This window comes from Bacillus sp. LQ16 (assembly GCF_057784645.1).
The window spans coordinates 4,056,817-4,081,637 of the sequence record NZ_CM173491.1; the positions used below are offsets into that span (position 1 = coordinate 4,056,817).

Annotated in this window: 25 protein-coding genes; 2 read left to right on the top strand and 23 right to left on the bottom strand. The window is 36.1% G+C overall.

The features are described from left to right. Positions 1 to 3: 3 nt before the first annotated feature. From AC3EMB_RS20340 to AC3EMB_RS20430, 19 genes are all read right to left on the bottom strand, one after another. Positions 4 to 243 (bottom strand): DUF3894 domain-containing protein, encoded by a 240-nt coding sequence (locus tag AC3EMB_RS20340; protein ID WP_000281167.1) that lies wholly within the window; start codon positions 241 to 243, stop codon positions 4 to 6. Positions 244 to 309: 66 nt separating this feature from the next. Beyond that, on the bottom strand, positions 310 to 870 hold the full coding sequence (locus tag AC3EMB_RS20345) for a L,D-transpeptidase (protein ID WP_340782720.1): 561 nt from the start codon (positions 868 to 870) through the stop codon (positions 310 to 312). A 16-nt stretch (positions 871 to 886) separates the two neighbouring features. Continuing rightward, positions 887 to 1,855, bottom strand: coding sequence for an aromatic acid exporter family protein (locus AC3EMB_RS20350; RefSeq protein WP_000472671.1), 969 nt, complete (start codon positions 1,853 to 1,855; stop codon positions 887 to 889). Positions 1,856 to 1,955: 100 nt separating this feature from the next. Beyond that, positions 1,956 to 2,678, bottom strand: a complete 723-nt coding sequence (locus AC3EMB_RS20355; protein ID WP_075716803.1) for an amino acid ABC transporter ATP-binding protein — start codon at positions 2,676 to 2,678, stop codon at positions 1,956 to 1,958. Next, complete coding sequence (locus AC3EMB_RS20360) at positions 2,671 to 3,330, bottom strand: amino acid ABC transporter permease (RefSeq protein ID WP_001046915.1); 660 nt, start codon at positions 3,328 to 3,330, stop codon at positions 2,671 to 2,673. The genes AC3EMB_RS20355 and AC3EMB_RS20360 overlap by 8 nt, the downstream gene beginning before the upstream one ends. A gap of 36 nt (positions 3,331 to 3,366) precedes the next feature. Then, positions 3,367 to 4,146: a transporter substrate-binding domain-containing protein gene (locus tag AC3EMB_RS20365; RefSeq protein WP_000737678.1), complete on the bottom strand. Its 780-nt coding sequence runs from the start codon at positions 4,144 to 4,146 to the stop codon at positions 3,367 to 3,369. Positions 4,147 to 4,398: 252 nt separating this feature from the next. Further along, positions 4,399 to 4,812, bottom strand: a complete 414-nt coding sequence (locus AC3EMB_RS20370; protein WP_166504400.1) for a BrxA/BrxB family bacilliredoxin — start codon at positions 4,810 to 4,812, stop codon at positions 4,399 to 4,401. A 144-nt stretch (positions 4,813 to 4,956) separates the two neighbouring features. Then, entirely contained in the window at positions 4,957 to 5,364 is a 408-nt protein-coding gene (locus AC3EMB_RS20375) for a YjdF family protein (protein ID WP_000424203.1), read from the bottom strand. A 121-nt stretch (positions 5,365 to 5,485) separates the two neighbouring features. Further along, entirely contained in the window at positions 5,486 to 5,950 is a 465-nt protein-coding gene (locus AC3EMB_RS20380) for an NUDIX hydrolase (protein WP_053563679.1), read from the bottom strand. A 70-nt stretch (positions 5,951 to 6,020) separates the two neighbouring features. Beyond that, positions 6,021 to 6,725: a DUF421 domain-containing protein gene (locus tag AC3EMB_RS20385; RefSeq protein ID WP_000550963.1), complete on the bottom strand. Its 705-nt coding sequence runs from the start codon at positions 6,723 to 6,725 to the stop codon at positions 6,021 to 6,023. Between the two features lie 108 nt (positions 6,726 to 6,833). Beyond that, positions 6,834 to 8,012: an FtsW/RodA/SpoVE family cell cycle protein gene (locus AC3EMB_RS20390; protein WP_000831181.1), complete on the bottom strand. Its 1,179-nt coding sequence runs from the start codon at positions 8,010 to 8,012 to the stop codon at positions 6,834 to 6,836. A 342-nt stretch (positions 8,013 to 8,354) separates the two neighbouring features. Then, positions 8,355 to 9,674, bottom strand: coding sequence for a dihydrolipoamide acetyltransferase family protein (locus AC3EMB_RS20395; protein WP_095690229.1), 1,320 nt, complete (start codon positions 9,672 to 9,674; stop codon positions 8,355 to 8,357). Positions 9,675 to 9,689: 15 nt separating this feature from the next. Next, a complete protein-coding gene (bfmBAB, locus tag AC3EMB_RS20400; RefSeq protein ID WP_000290071.1) occupies positions 9,690 to 10,673 on the bottom strand; it encodes a 3-methyl-2-oxobutanoate dehydrogenase subunit beta in 984 nt (327 codons plus the stop codon). 13 nt (positions 10,674 to 10,686) lie between these two features. Further along, entirely contained in the window at positions 10,687 to 11,688 is a 1,002-nt protein-coding gene (bfmBAA, locus tag AC3EMB_RS20405; protein ID WP_000852551.1) for a 3-methyl-2-oxobutanoate dehydrogenase subunit alpha, read from the bottom strand. A 27-nt stretch (positions 11,689 to 11,715) separates the two neighbouring features. Then, entirely contained in the window at positions 11,716 to 13,137 is a 1,422-nt protein-coding gene (lpdA, locus tag AC3EMB_RS20410) for a dihydrolipoyl dehydrogenase (protein WP_001051295.1), read from the bottom strand. A 4-nt stretch (positions 13,138 to 13,141) separates the two neighbouring features. Next, on the bottom strand, positions 13,142 to 14,245 hold the full coding sequence (gene buk, locus AC3EMB_RS20415) for a butyrate kinase (protein WP_000115781.1): 1,104 nt from the start codon (positions 14,243 to 14,245) through the stop codon (positions 13,142 to 13,144). A gap of 87 nt (positions 14,246 to 14,332) precedes the next feature. After that, positions 14,333 to 15,433: a leucine dehydrogenase gene (locus AC3EMB_RS20420; protein WP_000171355.1), complete on the bottom strand. Its 1,101-nt coding sequence runs from the start codon at positions 15,431 to 15,433 to the stop codon at positions 14,333 to 14,335. Positions 15,434 to 15,467: 34 nt separating this feature from the next. Then, positions 15,468 to 16,367 (bottom strand): phosphate butyryltransferase, encoded by a 900-nt coding sequence (gene yqiS / locus AC3EMB_RS20425; RefSeq protein ID WP_053563676.1) that lies wholly within the window; start codon positions 16,365 to 16,367, stop codon positions 15,468 to 15,470. 195 nt (positions 16,368 to 16,562) lie between these two features. Further along, positions 16,563 to 18,635, bottom strand: a complete 2,073-nt coding sequence (locus tag AC3EMB_RS20430; protein ID WP_078400971.1) for a sigma-54 interaction domain-containing protein — start codon at positions 18,633 to 18,635, stop codon at positions 16,563 to 16,565. A 137-nt stretch (positions 18,636 to 18,772) separates the two neighbouring features. Here AC3EMB_RS20430 and AC3EMB_RS20435 point away from each other — a divergent pair, with 137 nt between their 5' ends. Then, positions 18,773 to 19,006: a DUF2627 domain-containing protein gene (locus AC3EMB_RS20435; RefSeq protein WP_001190211.1), complete on the top strand. Its 234-nt coding sequence runs from the start codon at positions 18,773 to 18,775 to the stop codon at positions 19,004 to 19,006. 49 nt (positions 19,007 to 19,055) lie between these two features. Here the strand turns inward: AC3EMB_RS20435 and AC3EMB_RS20440 are convergent, their stop codons facing one another. After that, the gene (locus AC3EMB_RS20440; protein WP_000172580.1) at positions 19,056 to 19,784 is read right to left on the bottom strand and encodes a glycerophosphodiester phosphodiesterase; all 729 of its coding nucleotides are present in this window, start codon (positions 19,782 to 19,784) and stop codon (positions 19,056 to 19,058) included. Positions 19,785 to 19,834: 50 nt separating this feature from the next. Here AC3EMB_RS20440 and AC3EMB_RS20445 point away from each other — a divergent pair, with 50 nt between their 5' ends. Next, on the top strand, positions 19,835 to 19,981 hold the full coding sequence (locus tag AC3EMB_RS20445; RefSeq protein ID WP_001247671.1) for a YycC family protein: 147 nt from the start codon (positions 19,835 to 19,837) through the stop codon (positions 19,979 to 19,981). A 177-nt stretch (positions 19,982 to 20,158) separates the two neighbouring features. Here the strand turns inward: AC3EMB_RS20445 and AC3EMB_RS20450 are convergent, their stop codons facing one another. The 3 genes from AC3EMB_RS20450 to spoIVB form a co-directional block, all read right to left on the bottom strand. Then, the gene (locus tag AC3EMB_RS20450; RefSeq protein WP_053563675.1) at positions 20,159 to 21,685 is read right to left on the bottom strand and encodes a glycosyltransferase family protein; all 1,527 of its coding nucleotides are present in this window, start codon (positions 21,683 to 21,685) and stop codon (positions 20,159 to 20,161) included. A gap of 658 nt (positions 21,686 to 22,343) precedes the next feature. Beyond that, positions 22,344 to 23,138 carry a sporulation transcription factor Spo0A gene (gene spo0A / locus AC3EMB_RS20455; RefSeq protein WP_011110369.1) on the bottom strand — a complete coding sequence of 265 codons (795 nt, stop codon included), beginning with the start codon at positions 23,136 to 23,138 and terminating at the stop codon, positions 22,344 to 22,346. Between the two features lie 287 nt (positions 23,139 to 23,425). Beyond that, a complete protein-coding gene (gene spoIVB, locus AC3EMB_RS20460; protein ID WP_002000940.1) occupies positions 23,426 to 24,724 on the bottom strand; it encodes a SpoIVB peptidase in 1,299 nt (432 codons plus the stop codon). Between the last annotated feature and the right edge of the window lie 97 nt (positions 24,725 to 24,821).

Genomic DNA, 24,821 nt, shown 5'->3' on the forward strand with positions numbered 1-24,821 from the left:
GGTTTATTTTATATAAAACACAATCGCTACAATACTAAAGGAAAATGACATTACAAGTGCTATGACAAAACTTGTATATTGTTTCTGCTGAAATGCCCCAATAACAAAAGTGAGATTAAGTAATGCCATACATACAATCGCTACAAGATAAGAACATATATTAAAAGTTGCCAATATGAATGTAATAACAAATAGAAATCCCATAAAAAACTGCATATACGAAAGTTTTGGATTCAAGTACATATGAGCAACCCCTTTATCTAATTTTATCTTTCTATACTTTCATTAACGCATGGTTATGTACACATGTCAAGACAACTTATTACAATAGAAAAAGCCAACCTTTTCGTTGGCTTCTTCATATGCAACGGCTCCTTTTTCTTTTGCCAATTGCTGAAATGATTTTTTCGATTTCACAATCCATACTTTCGTTCCAATTGGAATACGATCAAACAAATATTCCACATCGTTTTTCTTCATTCTTATACATCCTTGTGAAATATACTTTCCAATTGAACTCGGTTGGTTTGTTCCATGTATTCCATATTTACTTCCATCAGTTCCTCTTGCATTAAATCCAATCCACCTTGATCCAAGTGGATTTTTTGGCGATCCACCTGGAATATCCTTCGCAATGTAATACGGATTCTTCGCTTTCATTACAACATCAAAAGTTCCTTCTGGAGTTAATTCATTCGTTTTCCCTGTCGCTACTGGAAAAACCTTTTGAATCTTTCCATCGTCAATGTAAGCTAATTTATTCGTTGCTTTATTTACAATAATAAAAGGATCTCCGGCACGTGGATTATCCCCAAGAGGCCAAATCGGTGATAAAGAAAGACATAATATGATAGAGAGAAGATACGGCATAGATAATTCCTACCTTCTATATAAGTTCTTTTATATTATCCTTTCCCTTAAAGCGACTTTTAATGAGTAAATATTGTTCCATTTCATACACAAGTTGAACAAGTTTCGCACGTATCTCAAATTCTTCGCGTGTAGCTGGCAATGGCATGTCTCTAAATAATTCCCTCATTTCTTGAAGCTGCCTTAAGGAAATAACGCCTGTACTCTCAGGGCTAATAGCATTACCAATGTTTTCAACAACATCTGCAATCATGTCAGCTTGTTCATACGTCCACGATAAAGAAGCTGCTAATGGTATCATTCGCTCTAAAATTTCGAATTGTTGCATACGCATATTAAAATAACGATAGTAATAATCATCTTCTCGCATAAATGCATTCTCAAGTTTTTTAAACGATAAATCTCTTGCTTCATTTAACATATTCTCGGTTTCAATGAGTTCTGCTCCACTCCAACTACTTTCTCGATTTCGTAAATACACAACCATTTCAAACAAAATCGTTTTAAAATTACTCTCTATTTTATCCTGATACTCTTTTAGCTTATTTTCACTACTCGGCATATACATATTTACTAATAACGCCACACTAATTCCTATTGTTAATATAGCAATTTCATTTCCAACTATAAGCCATGTAATTTGCTTCAATGAATATAGATGCATAACAATAACTGAACTCGTGACAATACCTTCTTGAATTTTAAGCATTACTGCAGTCGGAATAAATGTAAGTAACAATATGCTAATTGCAAGTGGTGTATAGCCGATCGTTTCAAAAATACAAAACGCGAATACCATTGATAATACACACGCTAGAAAACGATGTAACGATACTTGAAGCGATTTGCGCTTCGTATTTTGTACACATAAAATAACTAAAATACCTGCTGAACTATAAAATTCTAATCCTAATAACTGAGCAATAAAAACTGCCGCGCCTGTCCCTATTGCTGTTTTTACTGTACGGTATCCAATTTTGAACATATCATTGCTCCTATATGTATAAACGTATTTACAGCTAGTATAAAAAAAGGATGACACAATGTCATCCTTTTCTACTTATTATTCACATAACCTTTTCATATTACAATATTTTTTGTAAAAATTGTTGCGCACGTTCACTTTTCGGCGCTGCAAAAAATTCTTCTGGCACACTATCTTCTACAAGCTTTCCTCCGTCCAAGAAAAGAACACGATCTGCCACTTCTTTTGCAAAGCCCATTTCATGTGTAACAATAGCCATCGTCATTCCTGTCGTAACTAACGATTTCATAACTTCTAACACTTCTTTCACCATCTCTGGATCTAGCGCCGATGTCGGTTCATCAAATAACATAACTTCCGGTTCCATCGCTAACGCTCTTGCAATTGCTACACGTTGCTTTTGTCCTCCCGACAAACGATTCGGATACGTATTTTTTTTATCTACTAATCCAACCTTTTCTAAAAGTTTCTCAGCTTTCTTTTCAGCTTCTTGCTTCGTTACCCCTTTTACATTGATAGGGGCATACGTAATATTTTCTAATACAGTCATATGAGGAAATAAGTGAAAATGCTGAAATACCATACCGACATTTTCACGAACATGCATAACATTTGTTTTCGGATTCGTTACTTCTTCCGTTCCAATCCAAATGTGACCATCCGTTGGTGCTTCTAACATATTCATACAACGTAAAAATGTTGATTTTCCTGATCCAGAAGGTCCTATAATTGCAACTACTTCCCCTTTTTCAATCGTTGTTGTAATTCCTTTTAATACTTCGTTTTTACCAAATGATTTATGAAGGTTTTCAATTTTAATCACTTTTCTTCATTCTCCCTTCAATTGCCTTCCCGACTAATGTAAGAATAATGACTAACATATAATAAATCAGTCCAACAAAAAGTAATGGTTCAAGATATTTAAATGTCTCACCGCCTACAATGTAAGCACGACGCATTAAATCAGTCGCGCCTATTACTGTTACTACAGCTGATTCTTTCGTAAGTGTCGCAAATTCGTTCACAAGCGCTGGTAATATATTTTTTAATGCTTGAGGGAAAATAATATTTCTCATCATTTTTCCGTATGGTATCCCTAAAGCCATTGCTGCTTCTGTTTGTCCTTTATCAACTGCTTGAATACCAGCACGAATTACTTCTGACATGTATGCACCTGAATTCAAGCTAAATGCAAGTACAGCTGCTAAGAATGCTGGTATTTCATAACCAATTATTTGCGGGACACCGAAATAAATAATCATTAATTGCAATACAAGTGGTGTACCACGAAAAATTGATGTATAAAAATCTGCTGCTATATTTAATGCTCGTATTCTAGCAATTTTACAAAGTGCTAATAACGTTCCTAAAATAAATCCTGCTAAAGCTGATACCGCTACAATTTTCAAAGTAACTTCTAAACCTTTTAGTATATATGGTATCGAAGGCGTAATCGCCGAAAAATCTAAGTTCATTCTTTTCATTCCCCTCACAGAAAAGTGAAAGGCAGCTTATTTTCCGCTGCCAAACCATTTCTTCACTAATTTATCCATTTCTCCATTTTCTTGCATTTTTTTAATTACTTTATTAAATTCAGCTGTTTTATCACTGTTTTTCGGAAGGGCAATTGCTGCTCCAACTTCTTCTGGCGCTTCTTTAATTTCAATTCCTTGTAAATCTTTCATTTTCTCTAAATAATTTTTAGCAACTGTATCTTCTATAATTGCAGCGTCAAAACGACCAGCTTTAATTTCTTGTACGATTTCTGGTATACGGTCACGTCCCTCAACTTGGAAATCTACTTGTTTTTTAAATTCTGCCGCTTTCTCTTCTTGAATAGATCCTGTTTGTACCCCTACTTTTTTCCCTTTTAAATCCTCTACAGATTTAATATTAGAATCCTTTTTAGAAACAACCATATTTTTCGCAACAAAATAAATATCTGTAAAATCAACATTATTTTTACGCTCTGCAGTTGGCGTCATGCCTGCCATTACGAAATCAACTTTTCCTGAACTAAGAGATGCCAATAAACCACCAAAATCCATATCTTTCACTTTCACTTCATACCCAAGTTCTTTTCCGATATATTTAGCAACATCAACATCAAAACCAATAATTTCATCACTTTTTGAAGCTTCCACGTATTCATATGGTTTATAATCTGCTGAAGTCCCCATTACGAGTACTTTCTTATTTCCTTTTGTTTCTTTCGATTCCCCATTACTACAAGCGCTGAATATACTTACAATTAAAATAAGTGCAAACGATATTGATACTAACTTCTTCATCTTTCTTCCCCCTAATAATGTATATTTAAAAGTTTAATAGAATATTTATTCGATGTTTGTATTGTATCAGCACTTTTATTTTTATGCAATATATAAAATAAAAATAAATAATAAAACAATATAAATGCTATTTGTTATGTATAAAATAATGCATAAAATAACATAACTATGCATATCTCTGAAATTTTAATAATAAATAAAAAAGGCGGCACATCCACTTGATTGTGGACGTGCCGCCTTTTCTCTTATTTTTTATAGTTCTTCACAATTCTCTTCAAAATGTGATTGTAGTTTCGCAATAACTTGCATCGGTTCATGACCTTCAATTTCATGACGCTCTACCATCGTTACAATTTTTCCATCTTTTAATAAAGCAAATGATGGAGAAGAAGGTGGATACCCTTCGAAATATTCACGTGCTCTTGCTGTCGCTTCTTTATCTTGACCTGCAAACACCGTTACAAGGTGGTTAGGACGTTTATCATAATGTACGGAATGCGCAGCAGCAGGACGAGCAATACCACCTGCACAACCACATACAGAGTTTACCATTACAAGTGTTGTTCCATTTCTTTTAAACGCTTCTTCTACCGCTTCTGGCGTCGTCAATTCTGTATATCCAGCAGAGACAATCTCTTCACGCGCTTGGCGGACAACATCATTCATAAAAAAGTTAAAATTAATCACTCTTTTCCCTCCTCTAAAACTACCTATTTGTATCTTACCAGTTAATGTTTATGAAATACAAGTAAGTTTACTTGTATTTAAGTATAGAAAAGGTGTTAGAGCAATTGCTCTAACACCTTTTCTTTAATGACCACGATGTTTTTGCTTTGCTTTTTGTACTTTAATTAAACGTCTTCTTTCTTTTTCAGCTTCTCGCTTCTCCTTAGACTGCACTTTCTTTTCTTGTTTATGCAATTCATAAGATAAACTAATCGCCTCTTGCGCCTTAGTAAAACGTTTAACATTTGTTTCTTTTGCTGCTTGTCGTATGATACGCTTTATGTTTTTAGGACGCTGTTTTTCTTTAACTTCTACACCACATTTTGCAAAATGCTGAAAATGCTCTAAAAGTGAACTATTCACAAACATAAGCACTTCTTCATCTGACGGTTCCGCTCCAAAAATATACCTTGCTCCATACAATTTCCCTTGTTCTTTACATGTAATGATTCCAACAAAAAATTGGCCATCGTGATATACTGTCAACTCCATTGACAGCCCCTCCTTTAAAAAATTAGAAATACGGGACATCCCGGAGGGGAAGGTTACTGACATGAAATCATGCGTCTGGACTACCAACCAGAGCTGTGTTTTTGTATTTCTTTCACTTTTATTATATCTTTTTTTCCATAATCTTCATATATTCAACAATCATTTTTTTATGCGATCCTACAATATAGTCAGGTAGTTCTGTTACTGAAAAGAATTTAAGCTGAACTGCTTCTTCTTTATTCATAACAAAATCCCCTTCGTATTCATCCGTATAATAGGCGGTTGTTACAGATTGAAATTCATCACCGTTTGCTAATTTTGTAAAGTAGTTCGCTCCAGAAAATACATTGATTAGTCGCAAGTTCTTCACTTTTATTCCTGTCTCTTCATATACTTCACGATAAGCTGTTTCTTCTGGTGATTCACTAAGCTCCATTAGCCCGCCAGGTAGCCCCCATTTTCCGTACGGCTCTGTCCGCTGCTGCAATAAAACATAACCATTTTCATTTATAACGAGTACAACAGCACCAACTAAAATTAAAGGGCGATGACCAACTATTTTTCGTAATTCTTCTACATATCCCACCGTATCGCCTCCTTTTTCGTTGTCCACACTATTGTATCATATGTACGAAACGACAAAATGCGTATATTTTTCATTTTTTTAACAAAATATTTATTTTATGTGATTCATCTACTGTAGCTAACATAATGGATTCGACTTCTGTACTCTCCTCTAGAAATTCTCTCGCCCACGCTTCTGTTTTTCCTAATAATGCAAGAACATCTTTCTGAATCCTCCCATCCTTTACTAATACAAAAGAAACTGGAGATTTTCTTCCCGCCACTTTAAGATCAAGCCGCGAAACTGCTTCATATTCTGGATACCGAAATATAGAAACGACACCGTTCGCTTCCCATAATGCTAATTTAATCGTTTGAATATCGCTCACATTTCGCATACGAAGTTCCGAAAACAAATATTCCACGGTAATTCTCGCCTTTTTCAAATTGCTAAAATCAATGGAACCATTATGTATAAGAATGATAGGTGCTGGCTCTAAAAAGCGTCTCCATCTATCCCATTTCAGCATTAAAACTGAGCTTATAATATGAAGTACAACGAGTATGAACGTTGTAATCATCGAGCCCAGTAACCCTACTTTTTCATCAGACAATGCGTTAGAAATATTCCCACCCAGCAATAACACTAATACAACATCTAAAAAACGAAGTTGTGCGATAGACCTTTGCCCCATTGCTTTCGCAACTAATATTAAAAATATGTATGCTATAATAGCCCGAATAACCCATTCACTATTAGAAAGATGCCGTGCTCCTTCAAAAATATGCATATGCATCACTTTGCACTCCTTACCCGTCTCAAACTGCTATCCTGTTTTAGTTTGCAACGTTTATGAGCATATATGTAAAAAAAGCTGGTTCGTTTAAAAACGAACCAGCTTTTTTTACTTAACTGAAAACATATATTTTTTATAAGTTTTCCGTACCGATAGTATTAGCCCCATCATAATCATATTCGAGAATAAGGAACTTCCCCCATACGATAAGAAAGGTAATGCAATACCTTTTACAGGCATTAATCCAACGATCATACCGATGTTTTGGAATATTTGAACTGTTAATATACCGATAGATCCAGCGCATAATAATGTACCAAATAAATTATCAGCGGAATAACCAATAATAATTGTTCGATATAGTAGCAACAGGAACAAGAAGACAACTAGCGCTGCTACGATAAATCCACCTTCTTCGGCAATTGTAGCGAAAATAAAGTCAGTATGCTTCTCTGGGATATAGACGCTTCCTCCCCCAAACCCTTTACCTTCCATTCCTCCACTACCTACAGCTAAAATCGATTGTTGCGTTTGATAACCTTGATCTGCATTTTCAAATGGATTTAACCAACCTACAATACGCGACTGTTGGTGAGGTTTTAGTAAAGTAACTAAATTATTATAGAAAAAATCTTGATACTTAAAGAAAATAAATATTAAAGCAGATAATATGGTCAACGGAATAACTGTACATAATGCTATCAATTTCTTTTGAATACCTGACATAAATAAAATACATGCAATAGCAGCAGCATATAAGAACACCATACCTGTATCCGGTTGACTATATACAACCGCCATAGGTGGAAGTGACACTAGCATAATTTTACCTACTAGCTTTAAATCTGTTTGGAATGTCCTTGCCATATACTGTGCATTATGTTTTACTGCTATACTCGCTACTACAAGTAGCAATGCAATTTTGAAAAACTCAGACGGCTGAATTTGTCCAAATACTGGGAAAACAAACCATCTTTTTGCACCTAATTTTTCAGGTGTAAAACCTGATGGTGGTAATACTTTCAAAAGAATAAGTGAAGCAAACCCAGCAATATAAAGCGGCCAAGATAATTTTTGTAACTGATCTAAATCAATGCTTGCAACAAGAAGTAACAATACAACCCCAATTATGTAGTTAACACCTTGTTTCATAGCAAAGTTTGCAGCTCCATACTGTCCCGTTTGCTGACTGCTATATATAGCAGCTATACTCGTCACACATAGTGCACACAAAATTAAAATTAATTTTACATCTAAACTTTTTAGAAACTCGGTACTTCTTTTCATGACATCCTCCTGAAACATTGTTACGGCAAAAATAAAAAACCAGGAGTCAACATTCTTCATGTTTTGACGACTGATTACACATTATCTATAAAACACTTATATAGAATAACTCTCTTTTTCATACAATACAATATATTATACTACAGTTTCATCAGTAAGATTTGCCAAAAAAATTATTCTTTTCTTATTTTATATCCATATACCATATATCAGCAATGTATTTTCGTAAATTCCTAATACATAATCGTTTATTGTAAGATTACCGGGAAAGGTATTTATACATATAGTAGGATGTAGATGAAGAAATAAGATAATAAAAAGCTCGCATAAGCGAGCTTTTTATTAATATACAGATGTATTATTTTCTGACATGTTTTCTAAAATTTCTTTAACACGTCCTAAGAACTTACCACAAATTAAGCCATCAAGTACGCGGTGATCAAGTGATAAACATAAGTTAACCATGTCACGAGCACCGAACATACCGTTATCCATAATTACTGGGCGCTTTACAATTGATTCAACTTGTAAAATAGCCGCTTGTGGGTAATTAATAATACCCATAGATTGAACAGAACCGAATGATCCTGTGTTATTAATTGTAAATGTTCCACCTTGCATTTCGTCTGCTTTTAACGATTTCGTACGTACTTTTCCTGCCAGTTCTGTAATTTCACGAGCGATACCTTTAATTGTTTTCTCGTCCGCTTGCTTAATTACTGGTACAAATAGTTCTTCCTCTGTTGCAACAGCGATAGAAAGGTTAATATCTTTCTTCTGAACAATTTTATCGCCAGCCCACATTGAATTAATTTGAGGATACTCTTTTAACGCTTGTGCTACTGCTTTTACGAAGAAAGCAAAGAACGTTAAGTTAAAGCCTTCACGCTTCTTAAAGTCACCTTTAATTGAGTTACGGTATGACACAAGGTTTGTCACATCTACTTCAATCATCATCCAAGCATGTGGTGCTTCGTGTTTACTACGTAACATGTTTGCTGCGATTGCTTTACGCACACCTGTTACTGGAATTTCGATATCTCCAGGCATTGTAGGTACAGAAACTGGTTTCGCGGCTTCTACTTTTTGCGCTACTGGTGCTGCTTTTGGTGCTTCTGGGCGAGCTTCTACTACTGCCGCTACAGCTTCCTCTTTCTTCGCCGCACCTGCTTGCGGAATATTTCCAGATTCCACTAGCTTTAAAATATCTTTACGAGTGATACGGCCGTTTGCTCCCGTACCTTCTACTAGATCTAAATCAACGTTATGCTCACCCGCAAGTTTTAACACAGCTGGTGAAAAACGTGGTTTTCCATCAGTTGGTTGTTTTACTTTCGATGCTTTTTCAGACGTAGCTACTTCTGCCTTTGGTTCTTCTTTTGTTTTTTCCTCAACAGCTGTTGCTGCTACTTCATCTGCGCCTTCTACTTGAATCACACAAACTACTTCACCTACAGCTAACGTATCACCTTCACCAGCGATTAACTCTTTTACAATCCCCGTGAAAGAAGATGGTACTTCAGCATTTACTTTATCAGTCATTACTTCTGCAAGCGGATCATACTTGTTTACGTGATCGCCAACATTAACGAGCCATTTACTAATTGTGCCCTCTGTAACGCTCTCCCCGAGCTGAGGCATTGTAATATTTTCTACAGCCATGTATAGTCCCCCCGATTAAAATTCCGCAAGTTCACGCATTGCTTTTTCAACTTTATCTGGATTTACCATAAAGAATTTTTCCATTGTTGGTGCATATGGCATTGCTGGAACGTCTGGACCTGCAAGACGTGCGATTGGCGCATCTAAATCAAATAGACAGTTTTCAGCAATAATTGCTGCCACTTCACTCATAATGCTTCCTTCTTTATTGTCTTCTGTTACAAGAAGAACTTTACCTGTTTTAGAAGCTGCTTCAATGATTGCTTCTTTATCTAATGGATATACAGTACGTAAATCAAGAATGTGTGCAGAGATGCCATCTTGTGCTAACTTTTCAGCCGCTTGAAGAGCAAAATGAACACATAATCCGTACGTGATAACTGTAATATCATCACCTTCACGTTTTACATCTGCTTTTCCGATTGGTAATACGTAGTCATCCTCCGGCACTTCACCTTTAATTAAACGATATGCACGTTTATGTTCGAAGAATAATACTGGATCTTCATCACGAATGGCTGCTTTTAATAAGCCTTTTGCATCATATGGTGTAGAAGGGATAACGATTTTTAAACCTGGTTGGTTTGCAAACATCGCTTCTACAGATTGTGAATGATACAATGCACCGTGAACACCCCCACCAAATGGTGCACGGATTGTAACTGGACAAGTCCAATCATTATTAGAACGATAACGAATTTTTGCTGCCTCAGAAACAATTTGGTTTACTGCTGGCATGATGAAATCAGCAAACTGCATTTCAGCGATTGGACGCATACCATACATTGCTGCACCAATTGCTACCCCAGCAATTGCAGATTCTGCAAGCGGTGCATCAAGCGCACGATCTTCACCAAATTGATCATACAAACCGTGTGTCGCTTTAAACACGCCACCTTTTTTACCAACATCTTCTCCTAAAACGAATACTTTCTCATCGCGTTCCATTTCTTCGCGCATTGCTAATGTAATAGCATCAATATAAGACATTACAGCCATGAAACGTTCCCCCCTATTCTGCGTATACGTGCTTCAATGCATCTTCAGGTGCTGCATACGGAGCATTTTCTGCATATTCTGTTGCTTCATTTACGATATGCATAATTTCGTCTAACATTTGTTTTTCCGATTCCTCAGTTAACACACCAGCTTCTTTTAAATAAGCCGCGAATGTTATAATTGAATCTTTTTTCTTTGCTTCTTCTACTTCTTCTTTATCACGATAAACACGATCATCATCGTCACTAGAATGTGCTGTTAAACGATATGATACTGTTTCAATTAAAGTTGGGCCTTCACCACGACGACCGCGATCTGCTGCTTCTTTTACAGCTTTATATACTGCAAGCGGATCGTTTCCGTCTATTGTATATCCAGGCATACCGTAACCAATTGCACGATCTGATACGTTTTTACATGCTAATTGTTTTTCAACCGGAATAGAGATTGCATATTTGTTATTTTCACACATAAAAATAACAGGTAGTTTGTGTACACCAGCAAAGTTTGCCCCTTCATGGAAGTCACCTTGGTTTGAAGAACCTTCTCCAAATGTAACGAACGTTACTAAATCTTTCTTCTCCATTTTTCCAGCTAGTGCAATACCAACTGCATGTGGTACTTGCGTTGTTACTGGAGATGAACCTGTAACAATACGATTTTTCTTTTGACCGAAGTGACCAGGCATTTGACGACCACCAGAGTTTGGATCTCCAGCTTTCGCGAAAGCAGACAACATAAGCTCTTTAGCTGTCATACCAAATGCTAGTACAACACCCATATCACGATAGTATGGTAATGCATAATCTTTCTCTCTATCAAGAGCGAACGCCGCTCCAACTTGTGCAGCCTCTTGTCCTTGACAAGAAATTACGAATGGAATTTTACCAGCGCGGTTTAATAACCACATACGTTCGTCGATTTTACGTGCAAGTAACATCGTACGGAACATTTCTAATACTTGCTCATCACTTAAGCCAAGCTCTTCATGGCGCTTTTCTTTTACTTCTGCCATTTTTCATAACCTCCTAAATCCACATTTTTATGCGTGTAACGCTCTTCCATCTACAGCAAGTGCTGCTTCACCAATCGCCTCAGATAATGATGGATGCGGATGAATTGTATGTGCTACTTCCCAAGGTGTTGCATCAAGTACTCTTGCAAGACCAGCTTCAGAAATCATATCTGTTACATGCGGTCCAATCATATGAACACCAAGAATGTCATTTGTCTCTTCATCAACTACAAGTTTTACGAAACCATCTGATTCTCCGTATACAAGTGCTTTTCCGATTGCGCGGAATGAGAACTTACCTACTTTTAACTTATAGCCTTTTTCTTTCGCTTCTTGTTCTGTTAAACCGACAGAAGCAACTTCTGGACTGCTATATACGCATTTTGATACCATAGAGTAATCAATTGGTGTAACTTCTTTCCCTGCAATATGTTCTACTGCAGCAATTCCTTCATGAGAAGCAACGTGAGCAAGTTGCAGGCCACCGATTACATCTCCAATTGCGTAAATATGCGATTCTTTCGTTTGATAAAACTCATTTGTTTGAATGTATCCTTTTTCCACAACGATATCTGTGTTCTCTAAGCCAATATTTTGCGTATTCGCTTGTCTTCCTACAGATACAAGCATTTTTTCTGCTTTAAATTCTTTATTTTCACCGTTGTGTTCAGCTTGGATTGTTACTCCATTATCTTTTACCAATGTTTCTGGTAATACTTTTGCACCAGTTACCACTTTAATACCTTTTTTCTTGAATAGACGTTGCATTTCTTTTGAAACGTCTTGATCTTCTAGTGGTAATATCGTTTTTGCATACTCTAATACTGTAACTTCTACACCGAAGTCAGCAAGCATAGATGCCCACTCAATACCGATTACACCGCCACCAACGATAATAATCGAACTAGGAAGCGTTTCCATTTTTAGGGCATGATCCGAAGACATTACGTATTCTCCATCTAATTCTAAACCTGGTAATGAATTTGGACGAGAACCTGTTGCAACAAGTACATTTTTTGGAATTAACATTTCATTCTCTTCTCCACTTGCAAGTTCAACTGAAATTGTCCCTGGCATAGGAGAGAAAATAGACGGGCCAAGAATACGACCAATACCTTCAAACACATCAATTTTACCTTGTTTCATTAAATGTTGAACGCCTTTATGAAGCTGCGTTACAATCTTCTCTTTACGCTCTTGTACTTTTGCAAAGTTTAGTTCTACATTGCTTGCAATAACTCCGAACTCTTCGCTTTTTTTAGCAGTTGCATATACTTCCGCACTACGTAAAAGAGCTTTACTAGGAATACATCCTTTGTGTAAACAAGTACCACCAAGATTTTCTTTTTCGACTAGTGCTGTTTTTAACCCTAATTGTGATGCACGAATTGCAGCAACATATCCACCAGTACCGCCGCCAACGATGACTAAATCATATTCTTTTGCCATTATCTCAACCCCTAGCTACCGTTTCTTTTTCACGTACAACGTATTCTTTTGGAGCTTCTTCTTCACGTAATACACGAAGTGCTCCTTCTGCTAACGCTTCTAACTCATCTTCGCCTGGATGTACGATAACATCTGCAATCCAGTCCACTCGCTCTTTTATTTCATCGACAAGAATTTTACTGTATGCCAGTCCACCAGTTAATACGATTGCATCGATTTTCCCGTGAAGTACAGCGCTAGCTCCGCCAATCTCTTTTGCAACTTGATATGCCATTGCTTTATAAATAAGAGTTGCTTCAGGATCACCTTTTTCAACCATTTGCTCTACTTTAATCGCATCATTTGTACCGATTAAACTTACAAGTCCACCTTGTCCGACAAGTTTTTTAATCATTTCATCACGGTAATACTCACCAGAGAAACACATTTCTACTAGTTGCCCTACTGGTACTGTACCAGCGCGCTCTGGACTAAATGGTCCTTCTCCGTTTAAACCGTTATTCACATCGATTACTCTTCCTTTTTTATGAGCACCAACTGTAATACCGCCACCCATATGTGTAACTAATAAATTTAAATCCTCGTATTTGTGATTTAACTGTTCAGCTACTTTACGAGCAACTGCTTTTTGATTTAATGCATGGAAGATACTTTTGCGTTCCATACCAGCAATGCCACTTATACGAGCAACCGGCTCCATCTCATCTACAACGACAGGATCTACAATGAATGCAGGAATGTTTAATCCAGAAGCAATTTCATATGCTAAAATGCCTCCAAGGTTTGAAGCGTGATGACCGCTAAAGCCATTTTTCAAATCTTCTAACATCGCATCGTTTACTGTATACGTACCGCCTTCGATTGGACGAAGTAATCCACCACGCCCACAAACAGCGTTTAATTTTGAAATGTTAATACCATGAGAATGTAGAACTTCTAAAATCGTTTCTTTTCGAAACTCATATTGGTCGATAATTCTCTTATATTTTCCAATCTGTTCTACGTCATGACGAATCGTTTCTTCTAGAACGGGTCTTTCATTATCAAAAACACCAATTTTTGTGGATGTACTACCTGGGTTAATAACAAGAATTCGATTTACAGACAATGTTGCTACCTCCACTAATAAATTCAAAAGGAAGTGGAAACCTCATAAGAGGTAACCACACCTTTTGTAAAAGTTATATATGAATGATTAGCGACGGCTAATAATATCGTGACCGTTGCGTAAGTAAGTGCTACGAGAATTCTTCAAGCTTGCAATGCGCTCTTCAGCTAGACGATCTGCCGCTACATAAGTTGCTATGCCATCGCGTTTTGAAATTTCGATTACTTTTGCAATCGTGTCATAAATAGACTCAACACGTTTTAGTGCACGTTCTCTATTGTATCCATATAATTCGTCTGCTACGTTAATTACGCCACCTGCATTAATTACATAATCTGGTGCGTATACAATACCCATTTCATGAATGATGTCACCGTGACGATCTTCTTTTAATTGGTTATTTGCAGAACCTGCGATTACTTTTGCTTTAAGTTGTGGAATAGTTTCATCATTAACTGTTGCGCCTAATGCACATGGTGCGTAAATATCGCATTCCACACCGTAAATTTCATTTGGTTCAACTGCTGATGCACCGAATTCTTCTACAGCACGTTGTACAGCTTCTTTATTAATATCTGTAACGATTAATTTTGCTCCTTCAGCGTGTAAATGTTTGCATAGATGATATGCTACGTTACCAACGCCTTGAACAGCAATTACTTTTCCTTCTAAATTGTCAGTACCGAAAGCTTCTTTTGCAGCTGCTTTCATACCACGATAAACACCGTATGCAGTTACTGGAGATGGGTTACCAGAAGAACCGAATGATGGTGAGATACCTGTTACAAAGTCAGTTTCTTCGTGGATAATATCCATATCATCTACTGTTGTACCAACATCTTCAGCTGTAATGTATCGTCCGTTTAGTCCTTGGATATAACGTCCTAGTGCACGGAACATTGCTTCGCTCTTATCTTTACGAGGATCACCGATAATTACTGTTTTCGCACCACCTAAGTTTAAACCAGCTGCTGCGTTTTTGTATGTCATCCCTTTTGCAAGACGCAATGCATCTTCAATCGCCGCTTCTTCAGAATCATATGTCCACATTCTTGTTCCACCAAGAGCCGGTCCAAGTGTTGTATCATGAATTGCAATAATTGCTTTTAAACCAGATTCTTTATCTTGACAAAATACCACTTGCTCATAATCATATTTTTCTAAGTATTCGAAGATTTCTAATGTCATTGTCGTTTCCCCCTAATGTTTTACCCTTTTTGGTTTATTTTGAAGCAGTCGCAACTGCCAATGCTAATGAATATACTTTTGTTTCTGCTGAATCAGCACGAGATGTTAAAACAATCGGTGCTTTTGCGCCAGCAATCATTGCTCCTACTTTTGCATCCGCAAAGTATACGAGTGATTTATATAGCACATTTCCAGCTTCAATCGTTGGGACGAGTAAAATATCTGCCTTACCTGCTACATCACTTACTATGCCTTTATGCTCTGCTGCAATTTGTGATACTGCATTATCTAAAGCAAGTGGTCCATCAACGATACAATCTTTAATTTGTCCGCGGCGATTCATTTGTGTTAACATCGCTGCATCAATTGTCGCCTGCATCGCTGGATTCACAACTTCTACTGCTGCAATTGGTGCCACTTTTGGCAAGTCGATTCCTATTGCCCGGGCAACTTCTACAGTATTTTGTATAATAGCAGCTTTTTGTGTTACATCAGGTGCGATGTTCATCGCTGCATCTGTAACGAAAATAAGACGATCATAATTTGGAACTTCAAATGCTGCTACATGTGAAAGTACGCTACCTTTACGTAGGCCCCACTCTTTGTTTAACACAGCCTTCAAAATATTCGCTGTTGGGATGTTACCCTTCATAAGCACGTCTGCCTCACCATTTCTCACAGATTTAACAGAAAGTTCTGCAGCCTCTGCATTAGACATTGCTGCAATCACTTCAACATGTTCTGAAGTTTGTAAACCATGTTCTTGTAGCATCCCCATTATTTTTTCTTGATTTCCATATAGACGAAATTGAGCTAGCTGTAATTTAATTGCTTTCGCTACAGCTTCAATTACTTCATGATCTTCAGCTACTGCTACAGCTACAGTTTTTTTAGGCTGTCCCGCTGCTTGATCAATTAAGTATTCTAACTTCATATTTTGTAATCAACCCTTTCCGTCGTCCCTCGTCTATTTATAAAGCAAATACCGTGCCAACTTTTAAAAGTGGTCTTACCAATAATGAAAACGCATTCAAAATGCAGTAAAATCAATACTTTGGAAAATAACAAAAGATTCTGTCTTATTTTGTCGCTTTTTGTATACCATGCAATAAATTGCACGGTACGCAATTTATTGCATGCTATTTTTTGCATGGTCATACTTTTCTAGCTTATAATATAAATTTCGAACGGAAATTCCTAACGCTTTTGCAGTTTGTGTTTTATTCCCATCAAATCTCTCCAAATATTCATGAATAATATTCCCTTCAAACTCTGTTACTAAATGTTCAAGTGGCTTTTCTTCTAATTCAGGTAATAAATGAGATTGCTTTGACTCTACCTGCTCTTCATTATGTAATGGTGGTAAATGTTGTACATCAATATAGATCTCGTTATAATTCATAAAAATAATCGCTCGTCCTAAAATATTTTCAAGTTCTCTCACATTTCCTGGCCATTCGTATGATTGTAAATATAAAATAGCTGAATCAGTGAGCCCTTCTACATTACGACCATAATCTTGATTAATTTTTTGAATCAACCTGTCCGCAATTTTCGGTATATCTCCTTTACGTTGACGAAGAGATGGAATTTGAATTGGAATTTTATTTAATCGATAATATAAATCCTCCCTAAACTTCCCTTCTAGAATAGCCTTTTCTAAATTCACATGTGTCGCTGCAATTACTCGAACATTAATGGGTATCGCTTTCGTCCCACCAACTTTTACAATTTCTTTTTCCTGCAATACACGAAGGAGTTTCGCTTGTGTATTTGCAGATAACTCCCCTATTTCATCTAAAAAAATACTACCGTTATTCGCTTCCTCAAAGAACCCACGTTTCCCGCCTCTTTTCGCTCCAGAAAACGCCCCTTCCTCATAACCAAATAATTCACTTTCTAACAACGTCTCCGAAATAGCCGCACAGTTTACACGGACGAATTTATTGTATTTTCGATTACTTCCATTATGGATTGCATGTGCAAACAATTCTTTACCAGTCCCAGATTCACCGCGTAACAGTACCGTTGCTGGTGTATTCGCTCCTAGCTTCGCCTGTTCGATAGCTGCCGTTGTTTCATCTGAATTTCCGACAATATCATCAAATGAATATTTTGCTTCTAATGTGCGAATAATTTGCCTTGCTCTATTCAATTCATTTGTTAACTTTTGAATTTCCGACACGTCACGGATAACGCCAACGCTTCCTTTCAATATTCCATCCACAATAACTGGCGCTACGTTTACAATTACATCGCGCTTTTTTTGCCCAATCTTCATATGTATTCCGCGCACCGCACGACGCGTTCGAAGTACTTTCATATGCATACTTTCGCCTTCTACAATATCAGTTGTAGCAGGCTTCCCAATAATATCTTCTTCTGTTAGACCCGTTAATTTCGTATATGCGGGGTTAATGACTAAACCTCTTCCTTTTTCATCCACAACCGAAATCGCTTCTTCAGATGAGTTGATAATTGCCTCTAATAGTGTTTGAATTTCTTTTAAGTCTGTAACTTCTTCCGCTAAATCTACAACTTCTGTTATATCTTTAAAAATTGCAAATGCCCCTTGTACCTCTCCGCTTTCTTTTAATATCGGTATACGCGTTGTAATAATTTTCTTTCCATTCTCTAATGTTAGTTCATAATTTACTTCTATTTGTTTCGTACGTATAATGCGAAGTAATTTACTAGTGGGAATGACTTCTAAAATATATTTTCCTATCGCCTCTTCTTTTTTATATCCGATAATACGCTCCGCACTTTTATTAAAAAGACGAACTTGTCCCTCTCGATCAATTACGATCATGCCGTCATGCGTAGAATTTAAAATTAATTCTCCTTGTTGCGTTTGTTCCTCTAACCGCCCAATTAACCCTTCCTTCTCATGCGCTAATCCTGTAACAATTTTTGCAATATCACCTGGTATAAGAAGAGTGTCTTTTTTCTTTTTTTCCAATAAAACTTTATGTACATCATCTTCACCTGTCATATCAAATATTACATCGATATGCATAGAAAGAAATGGAGTTACACTTTCTCCAATTGCAATTCCATATTCCTTAGCAATTTGTAATCCTTTTGCCAACGGATTTATATCAATAATCCCTATAATTTGAAATATATTCGAACTATGTAACAGATTCAGCAGTGCGCTCCCGCCTTCACCTGCACCAACAATTAATACTTTTTGTTTCATATATTACACTTCCTCTCGAAGTAACTCTGCAAATTTTTTCACACCCTTATCTTACTCGTTCAGCACCCTCTTGACAAACCCCCTTTCCGTATAACATCATTAAAATATACGAAATAATCTGAAAAGGAGAGTTATGTATGCAGCGTTACGTTGCTCTACTATTAGCACTCATCCCTATTTCATTAGCTGTGTTTGGTATAAAGTTAATGAGAGATACTGTATTCGGGATTCTATTTCCACCAATCTCTATACTGTGGTTACAATTTTTAATCGGTGCTCTCTGCTTCGGGCTCGGGTTTTATATCTTCGGTGGCTTCGTCTTGCACCGAGACCGTAAACGAAATAAAGTACAGGCTCGCTTTAGAAGATAGGAAGGCCCCACTATTTATAAATAAAAAAATGAGACCGTTACACGCGGTCTCATTTTTTTATTGGCAACAACGTTCTTGCCGTTTCAGGGTAATCAGTAATAATCGCCGATATATTCATATCAAAATATTTACGCATAAGCGTTTCTTCATTAATTGTATAAGGGCGAACCTCTACACCACTTTCCATCGTTAGTTCAGCAATAGCATCTTGAAGGTAACGATAATTCGGATGTACTGCTGTAGCCCCCATTTTTTTCGCGTACGCCCACGGACTATGCAAACCTTCGCGATATAAAATTGCTGTTTGAATATCAGGAGCCATCATATGACACCGCTTCATGCTGTAGTGATTAAACGAAGAAAATATAACACGATCCTCTAAACTAAATTTCCGTACAAGCGTTATAACTTCTTCCTCTAAACCTCTGTATGGAATTTTATTATTTTTAAGTTCAATATTAAGTAGCAAACTCGTTTGTTCAAGCCATTCTAATACCTCTTCTAAAAGTGGTATTTTACAAAACCCTACTTTATCACCAAATTTATAACTTGCATCTAACTTGCATAAATCCTCATATACATAATTCCGAACCGCACCTTTTCCATTTGTTGTTCGGTCCACCGTTTCATCATGAATGACGACAACTTTTCCATCTTTCGTTAATTGAACATCAAGTTCAATTCCATCCGCTCTAAAAGACTCAGCCGCTTCAAATGAAATCATTGTATTTTCTGGGTACGTTCCAGCCGCACCACGATGTGCAAATATAAGAGTCATCCTCACTCCCCCAATCTTATGCTATACTATACGAAAAAGGAGGTACTTCTATGAGACCATTACAAATTTCTCCAGATACTGCAGTCCGCTTATCAAAAGCACTAGGTGTTCCACTTGAACAACTCATGCATATGCCGCAGCACATTTTAATTCAAAAGCTAGTTGAATTAGAAAAACAAAATAAAGACGAAGAGTAATACAGTCCTGTTTTGCAGGGCTTTTTATATTTTCTATTATATCACGGATGACTTCCTTGCTAAAATCCCTTACCGGATATACTATGATCCCATTTAATCTTTTCTTCAAACATTTAAATGAAGCCCCCTCTTTTAACAAAAGAGGGGGCTTCTCATTACTCGTTTTAGTTACTCAAATTATGCGTTTTTCTTTTCTTTGTTAAAAATCATAAACACTTTATACAATCCTAAAGAAGCTGGAATATTCATAAATGCAAATGCTTCATACGTATAATGAGGAGCTGTTTCCCATAGTAACAAGAAAGTAAATACCCCTAATGCACTAATCATCGCAATTCGTATAACTTCCGATTCATTTTCATCTTTCTTTTTATAAAGAATAACAGCCGCCAAAACAGCTATATAAACAAATAATTTGATAATATACGAATATATAGTAACGATTTTATACTTCGTTGTACTATAATTCGATACGTAATTAGTTACCATGTCATTCTTCTGTTCAAACCATTGCCCAATACGGTACATGGAGAACTGACTTGATACCCATTCTCTAGTTATTTTTTCATTCAAATGTTGCACATAACCCATTACACCAAGTTCACTGAAACGTTGCACTATAACTTCTTGATTGTGCTCATTCAAATCTTTCGTATTCTTTATGTTTTCATCATCAATATAATCTGCATCTGCCTGATTCCACACACCATACGTATCTTTGTTCAGGCCCATTTTCACCCAATGAGTGAATGGAATTTTTTCAATTTCATTATCGGTACTGAGATTTAGCTTTGTCGTTATACCTTTAAAACTTACAATAAGGATTAAACAAAATAAAACACTACTTAACACCTTTACAGAGTATTCCTTACGAAACTTAAAAATATTTTCAATTAAAATCGCTAACGCTACGGTTAATGCTGTCGGTCTTATAATATAAGTACAAGCTGCGAAAACCCCTAATAAAATCCATAAAATAATCTTCATTCTTTTTGTTTCCGCCGTTTTCAAGCACAAATATGTATACATTGTTGCTGAAATAAAAAATATTACCAATGTATGAGTATAGAAAACTGGTGCCTGCCAATATATAAAAATATTTAGCACAGATAACACAATCGATATGTGAGCAACTTTAAAGTTTGTAATTTTCCTTACAATCAATACATTTAAAATAATACTGCCTGTGATACAAGCTATTGGTAATATTTTTATCGCTAAATCTACGCTCCCTATCAATTTAGCAAAATATCCTCCTATTAATACAACATGTGTATTATATGGATAAAATAAAAGCTGTCCCATTTCTAAAAATTGATTATCTCCATTAAACACAGAGACAATTCCTTGTTTAAGGATAGCATAATCCCCAACAACAGGGTTAAATGCTATGGAAGTAATAATTATTTCCATCGTCAAAATGATTATGATACCTAAAGCAATCATAATATTTGTATACGTTCTTTTCATTTTATTAATAACCAATTTATAATACATAAAGAAGAGCACAAATAAAAGCAACGTCAACGCTATAACAGCAGCGACTTTTTTGGGAGTATACTCCTCAGTCGGATAAGGAAATTCACCCCTCATCAAAATTGTTTTTGGGATAAAAAATTTACTTACTATCATTGAAAATATAGATAAAAACACCGTCATGACAATGATTGGGTACGCTCGATTTACTATTTTTTTTAAAGTCATTCATCCATTCTCCTATATCTCTAACTTTTCCAAATCAATGATACGTTATAGAGATTATGATGTCAAATCCACTTATTTTCTGTACATATCCGTATTTTCACTGCATTTTTCTATATAAATATGTATTCCTTCAAAATCCTTAAATCGAGGTAAATAAAAAACTCATTGATTTTAAATTTACTATCGAGTATAAATTGCAAGAATTATTAAGCTTTACTATAACTTAAATCCCTTACTGTTCCTACTCTCAGCTTATCCGCAACCATTGCCATAAATTCAGAATTCGTAGGTTTGCTTTTGACATGGATACTGTATTACCATCGCTATATCAAGGCATTGTATATTTCATAACTATCATTAAATGATTCTATTTATTGGTGCCCATCCTCAAATTGATAGGTCAACTTAATAAGAGTTCATCATTTTCTTCTATTTAGATGCTTTGCATCGCAATGAAGTAAAAAGTTTTCTACATTCATTTGAAAGTTATTCATACAACAAAAAACCTCCTAGCTATTGGAATCAAAATTTCAATCCAATAAATAGAAGGTTTTTAAATTAACCGCCAATTACCTATGTACTTTATTGCCTACATACGTAATTCGTTGGTTATTAAATTTTATTATGAAATACGCTTAACACCTTGATACTACAGCGTTTACGAAGCCTTATGTTCAAGTCTCAGCTTATCCGCAACCATTGCGATAAACTCAGAGTTCGTAGGTTTTGCTTTTGACATGGATACTGTATAACCGAATAAGGACGAAATAGAATCAATATTCCCACGGCTCCAAGCTACTTCAATCGCGTGACGAATTGCTCGCTCCACACGGCTTGCTGTGGTATTATATTTCTTTGCGATATCTGGATACAATACTTTCGTAATCGATCCTAATAATTCGATATCGTTGTATACCATGGAGATTGCTTCTCGTAAATACATATATCCTTTAATATGAGCGGGTACACCAATTTCATGAATGATACTCGTAATACTCGCATCTAAATTTTTCGGTTTTCCATCTACTGTTGTTGCTGATCGGAATGATGGTAGTGGACGTTTAATCATAGCATTTGCTTTACCACTCACTTGACGAATATGACTCGTTAAATTCTCCATATCAAATGGTTTTAATATGAAATATGAGGCACCTAAGTCAACTGCTTTTTTCGTCACATCTTCTTGCCCGAATGCTGTCAACATAATTACGCTAGGCTGTTTTAACCTTTCAATATGTCGCATTTTTTCCAATACAGCTAAACCATCTAAGTGTGGCATAATAATGTCTAAAACGAGTACATCAGGTTGCTTATCTGTTAATAAGTTTAAACACTCTTGACCATTATAAGCAGTACCGATTACTTCCATATCATCTTGAGCAGCTACATAGCTCTCTAACATTGATACTAGTTCTTTATTATCATCCACAAGACATACTTTAATTTTCTCCACAGCTTTTCCTCCCTTACCGAATCGATTCTCCGACATGTGTATCCTTCTAGGCTACATGAATTGTTCGACAATTGTGTGAAAATTCCCTTTTAAAGTTTCTTACTTTCCGATAAAATCACAAAAAAATATGTTTATCGTTCATTTATTCCCTTTCGCAACACATTCCATCATAGAAATACAACGAAACGTTCAACCCTTTTCTTTTATTTTACAACAAAAAACACCTCTTGCGGAGCTTTTACAAAATTTCAACGAATTTTTCAACAGAAAAAGCGAGCTAATATGTATTAGCTCGCTTTTTTCTCTTGATCATAAATATTAATTCCAGCTTGATGTAACATCCATTCAATATGAACACCATATCCGGATGTTGGATCATTTACAAATACATGTGTAACAGCACCAATTACTTTTCCATTTTGTACAATTGGACTTCCACTCATTCCTTGTACGATACCGCCCGTTTTCGCTAATAGACGTTTATCTGTTACCTTTATTACCATACCCTTTGTAGCTGGGAATTTTTGCTGCACTGTACTAACAACTTCAATATCAAACGCTTCTACTTTATCTTGATCAATAACTGTTAATATTTTTGCCGGTCCTTCTTTTACTTGATGAGATAATGCGATAGGCATTGCTTTATCCATTATACCGTTTTTCATATTCGTATTTAATTTTCCAAAAATACCATATGGACTATTAATTGTAATATTGCCAATCACTTCACGATCTGGTGAAAATCTTGCTAATTTCTCGCCTGGATTCCCATGACTGCCTCTTTCAATTGATGTAACTGTCGAGCGCATAATTTGTCCATCTTCGACTTGAATCGGCTTTTTTGTATCATTATCAGAAATAACATGACCAAGCGCCCCGTATTTCATAGAATCCGGATGAACAAATGTCATTGTTCCAATTCCAGCTGCCGAATCGCGGATATACAAGCCAATTCGATAAGACGATTCACCATTGTCTTTTTGCGGCGTTAGCTTCGTGCGAATATATTTTCCATCTCTTAACAATACAAGATTAAGCGGTTCACCTGTTTCTCCACTATTATGAATAAACGGTGCTACATCACTCATTCTTTCAATGGTTTTACCATTAATTTCAGTAATCATATCTCCAATTTGTACACCTGCTGTTTCACCAGGAGATATTTTACCTTTTTCAGTTTGAATTAAATGATGGCCTACAACAAGTACACCTTTTGTATTTAATTTCACACCAATTGATTGTCCACCTGGAATCACTTTAAAATCTTTTAACACTTTCACATTTACTTTTTTCACTGGAAAACCCGCAAGCTGAAATACCATATCAGCTTCACCATTTTGATGAGAATTTACCATAAGTCCTTGTTTTTGTTCATTCGAACTCACTGTAAATACATGACGATTTGTGGATGAAGCTTTGAAAACTGGTAATGATGATATTTCTGATTGTTGTCCTTCAAAAACAACAAGTTGTTTCGGTGATGAAATAAACGTTCGAAGCGGTTTAAAACATCCAATAAAAACTAAAGAAACAAGGAGACAAAGACCTATTATTTTTCGAAATTTTTCTAATTTCAACTTGTTCACTCTCCTCGCTCCTACCCCACATTCAGCCTCTTGGCTTCACTTTTTAATCTCTCCTTGCAATGCTTTATTTATAACCGGAAGAATTAAGAAATCATCA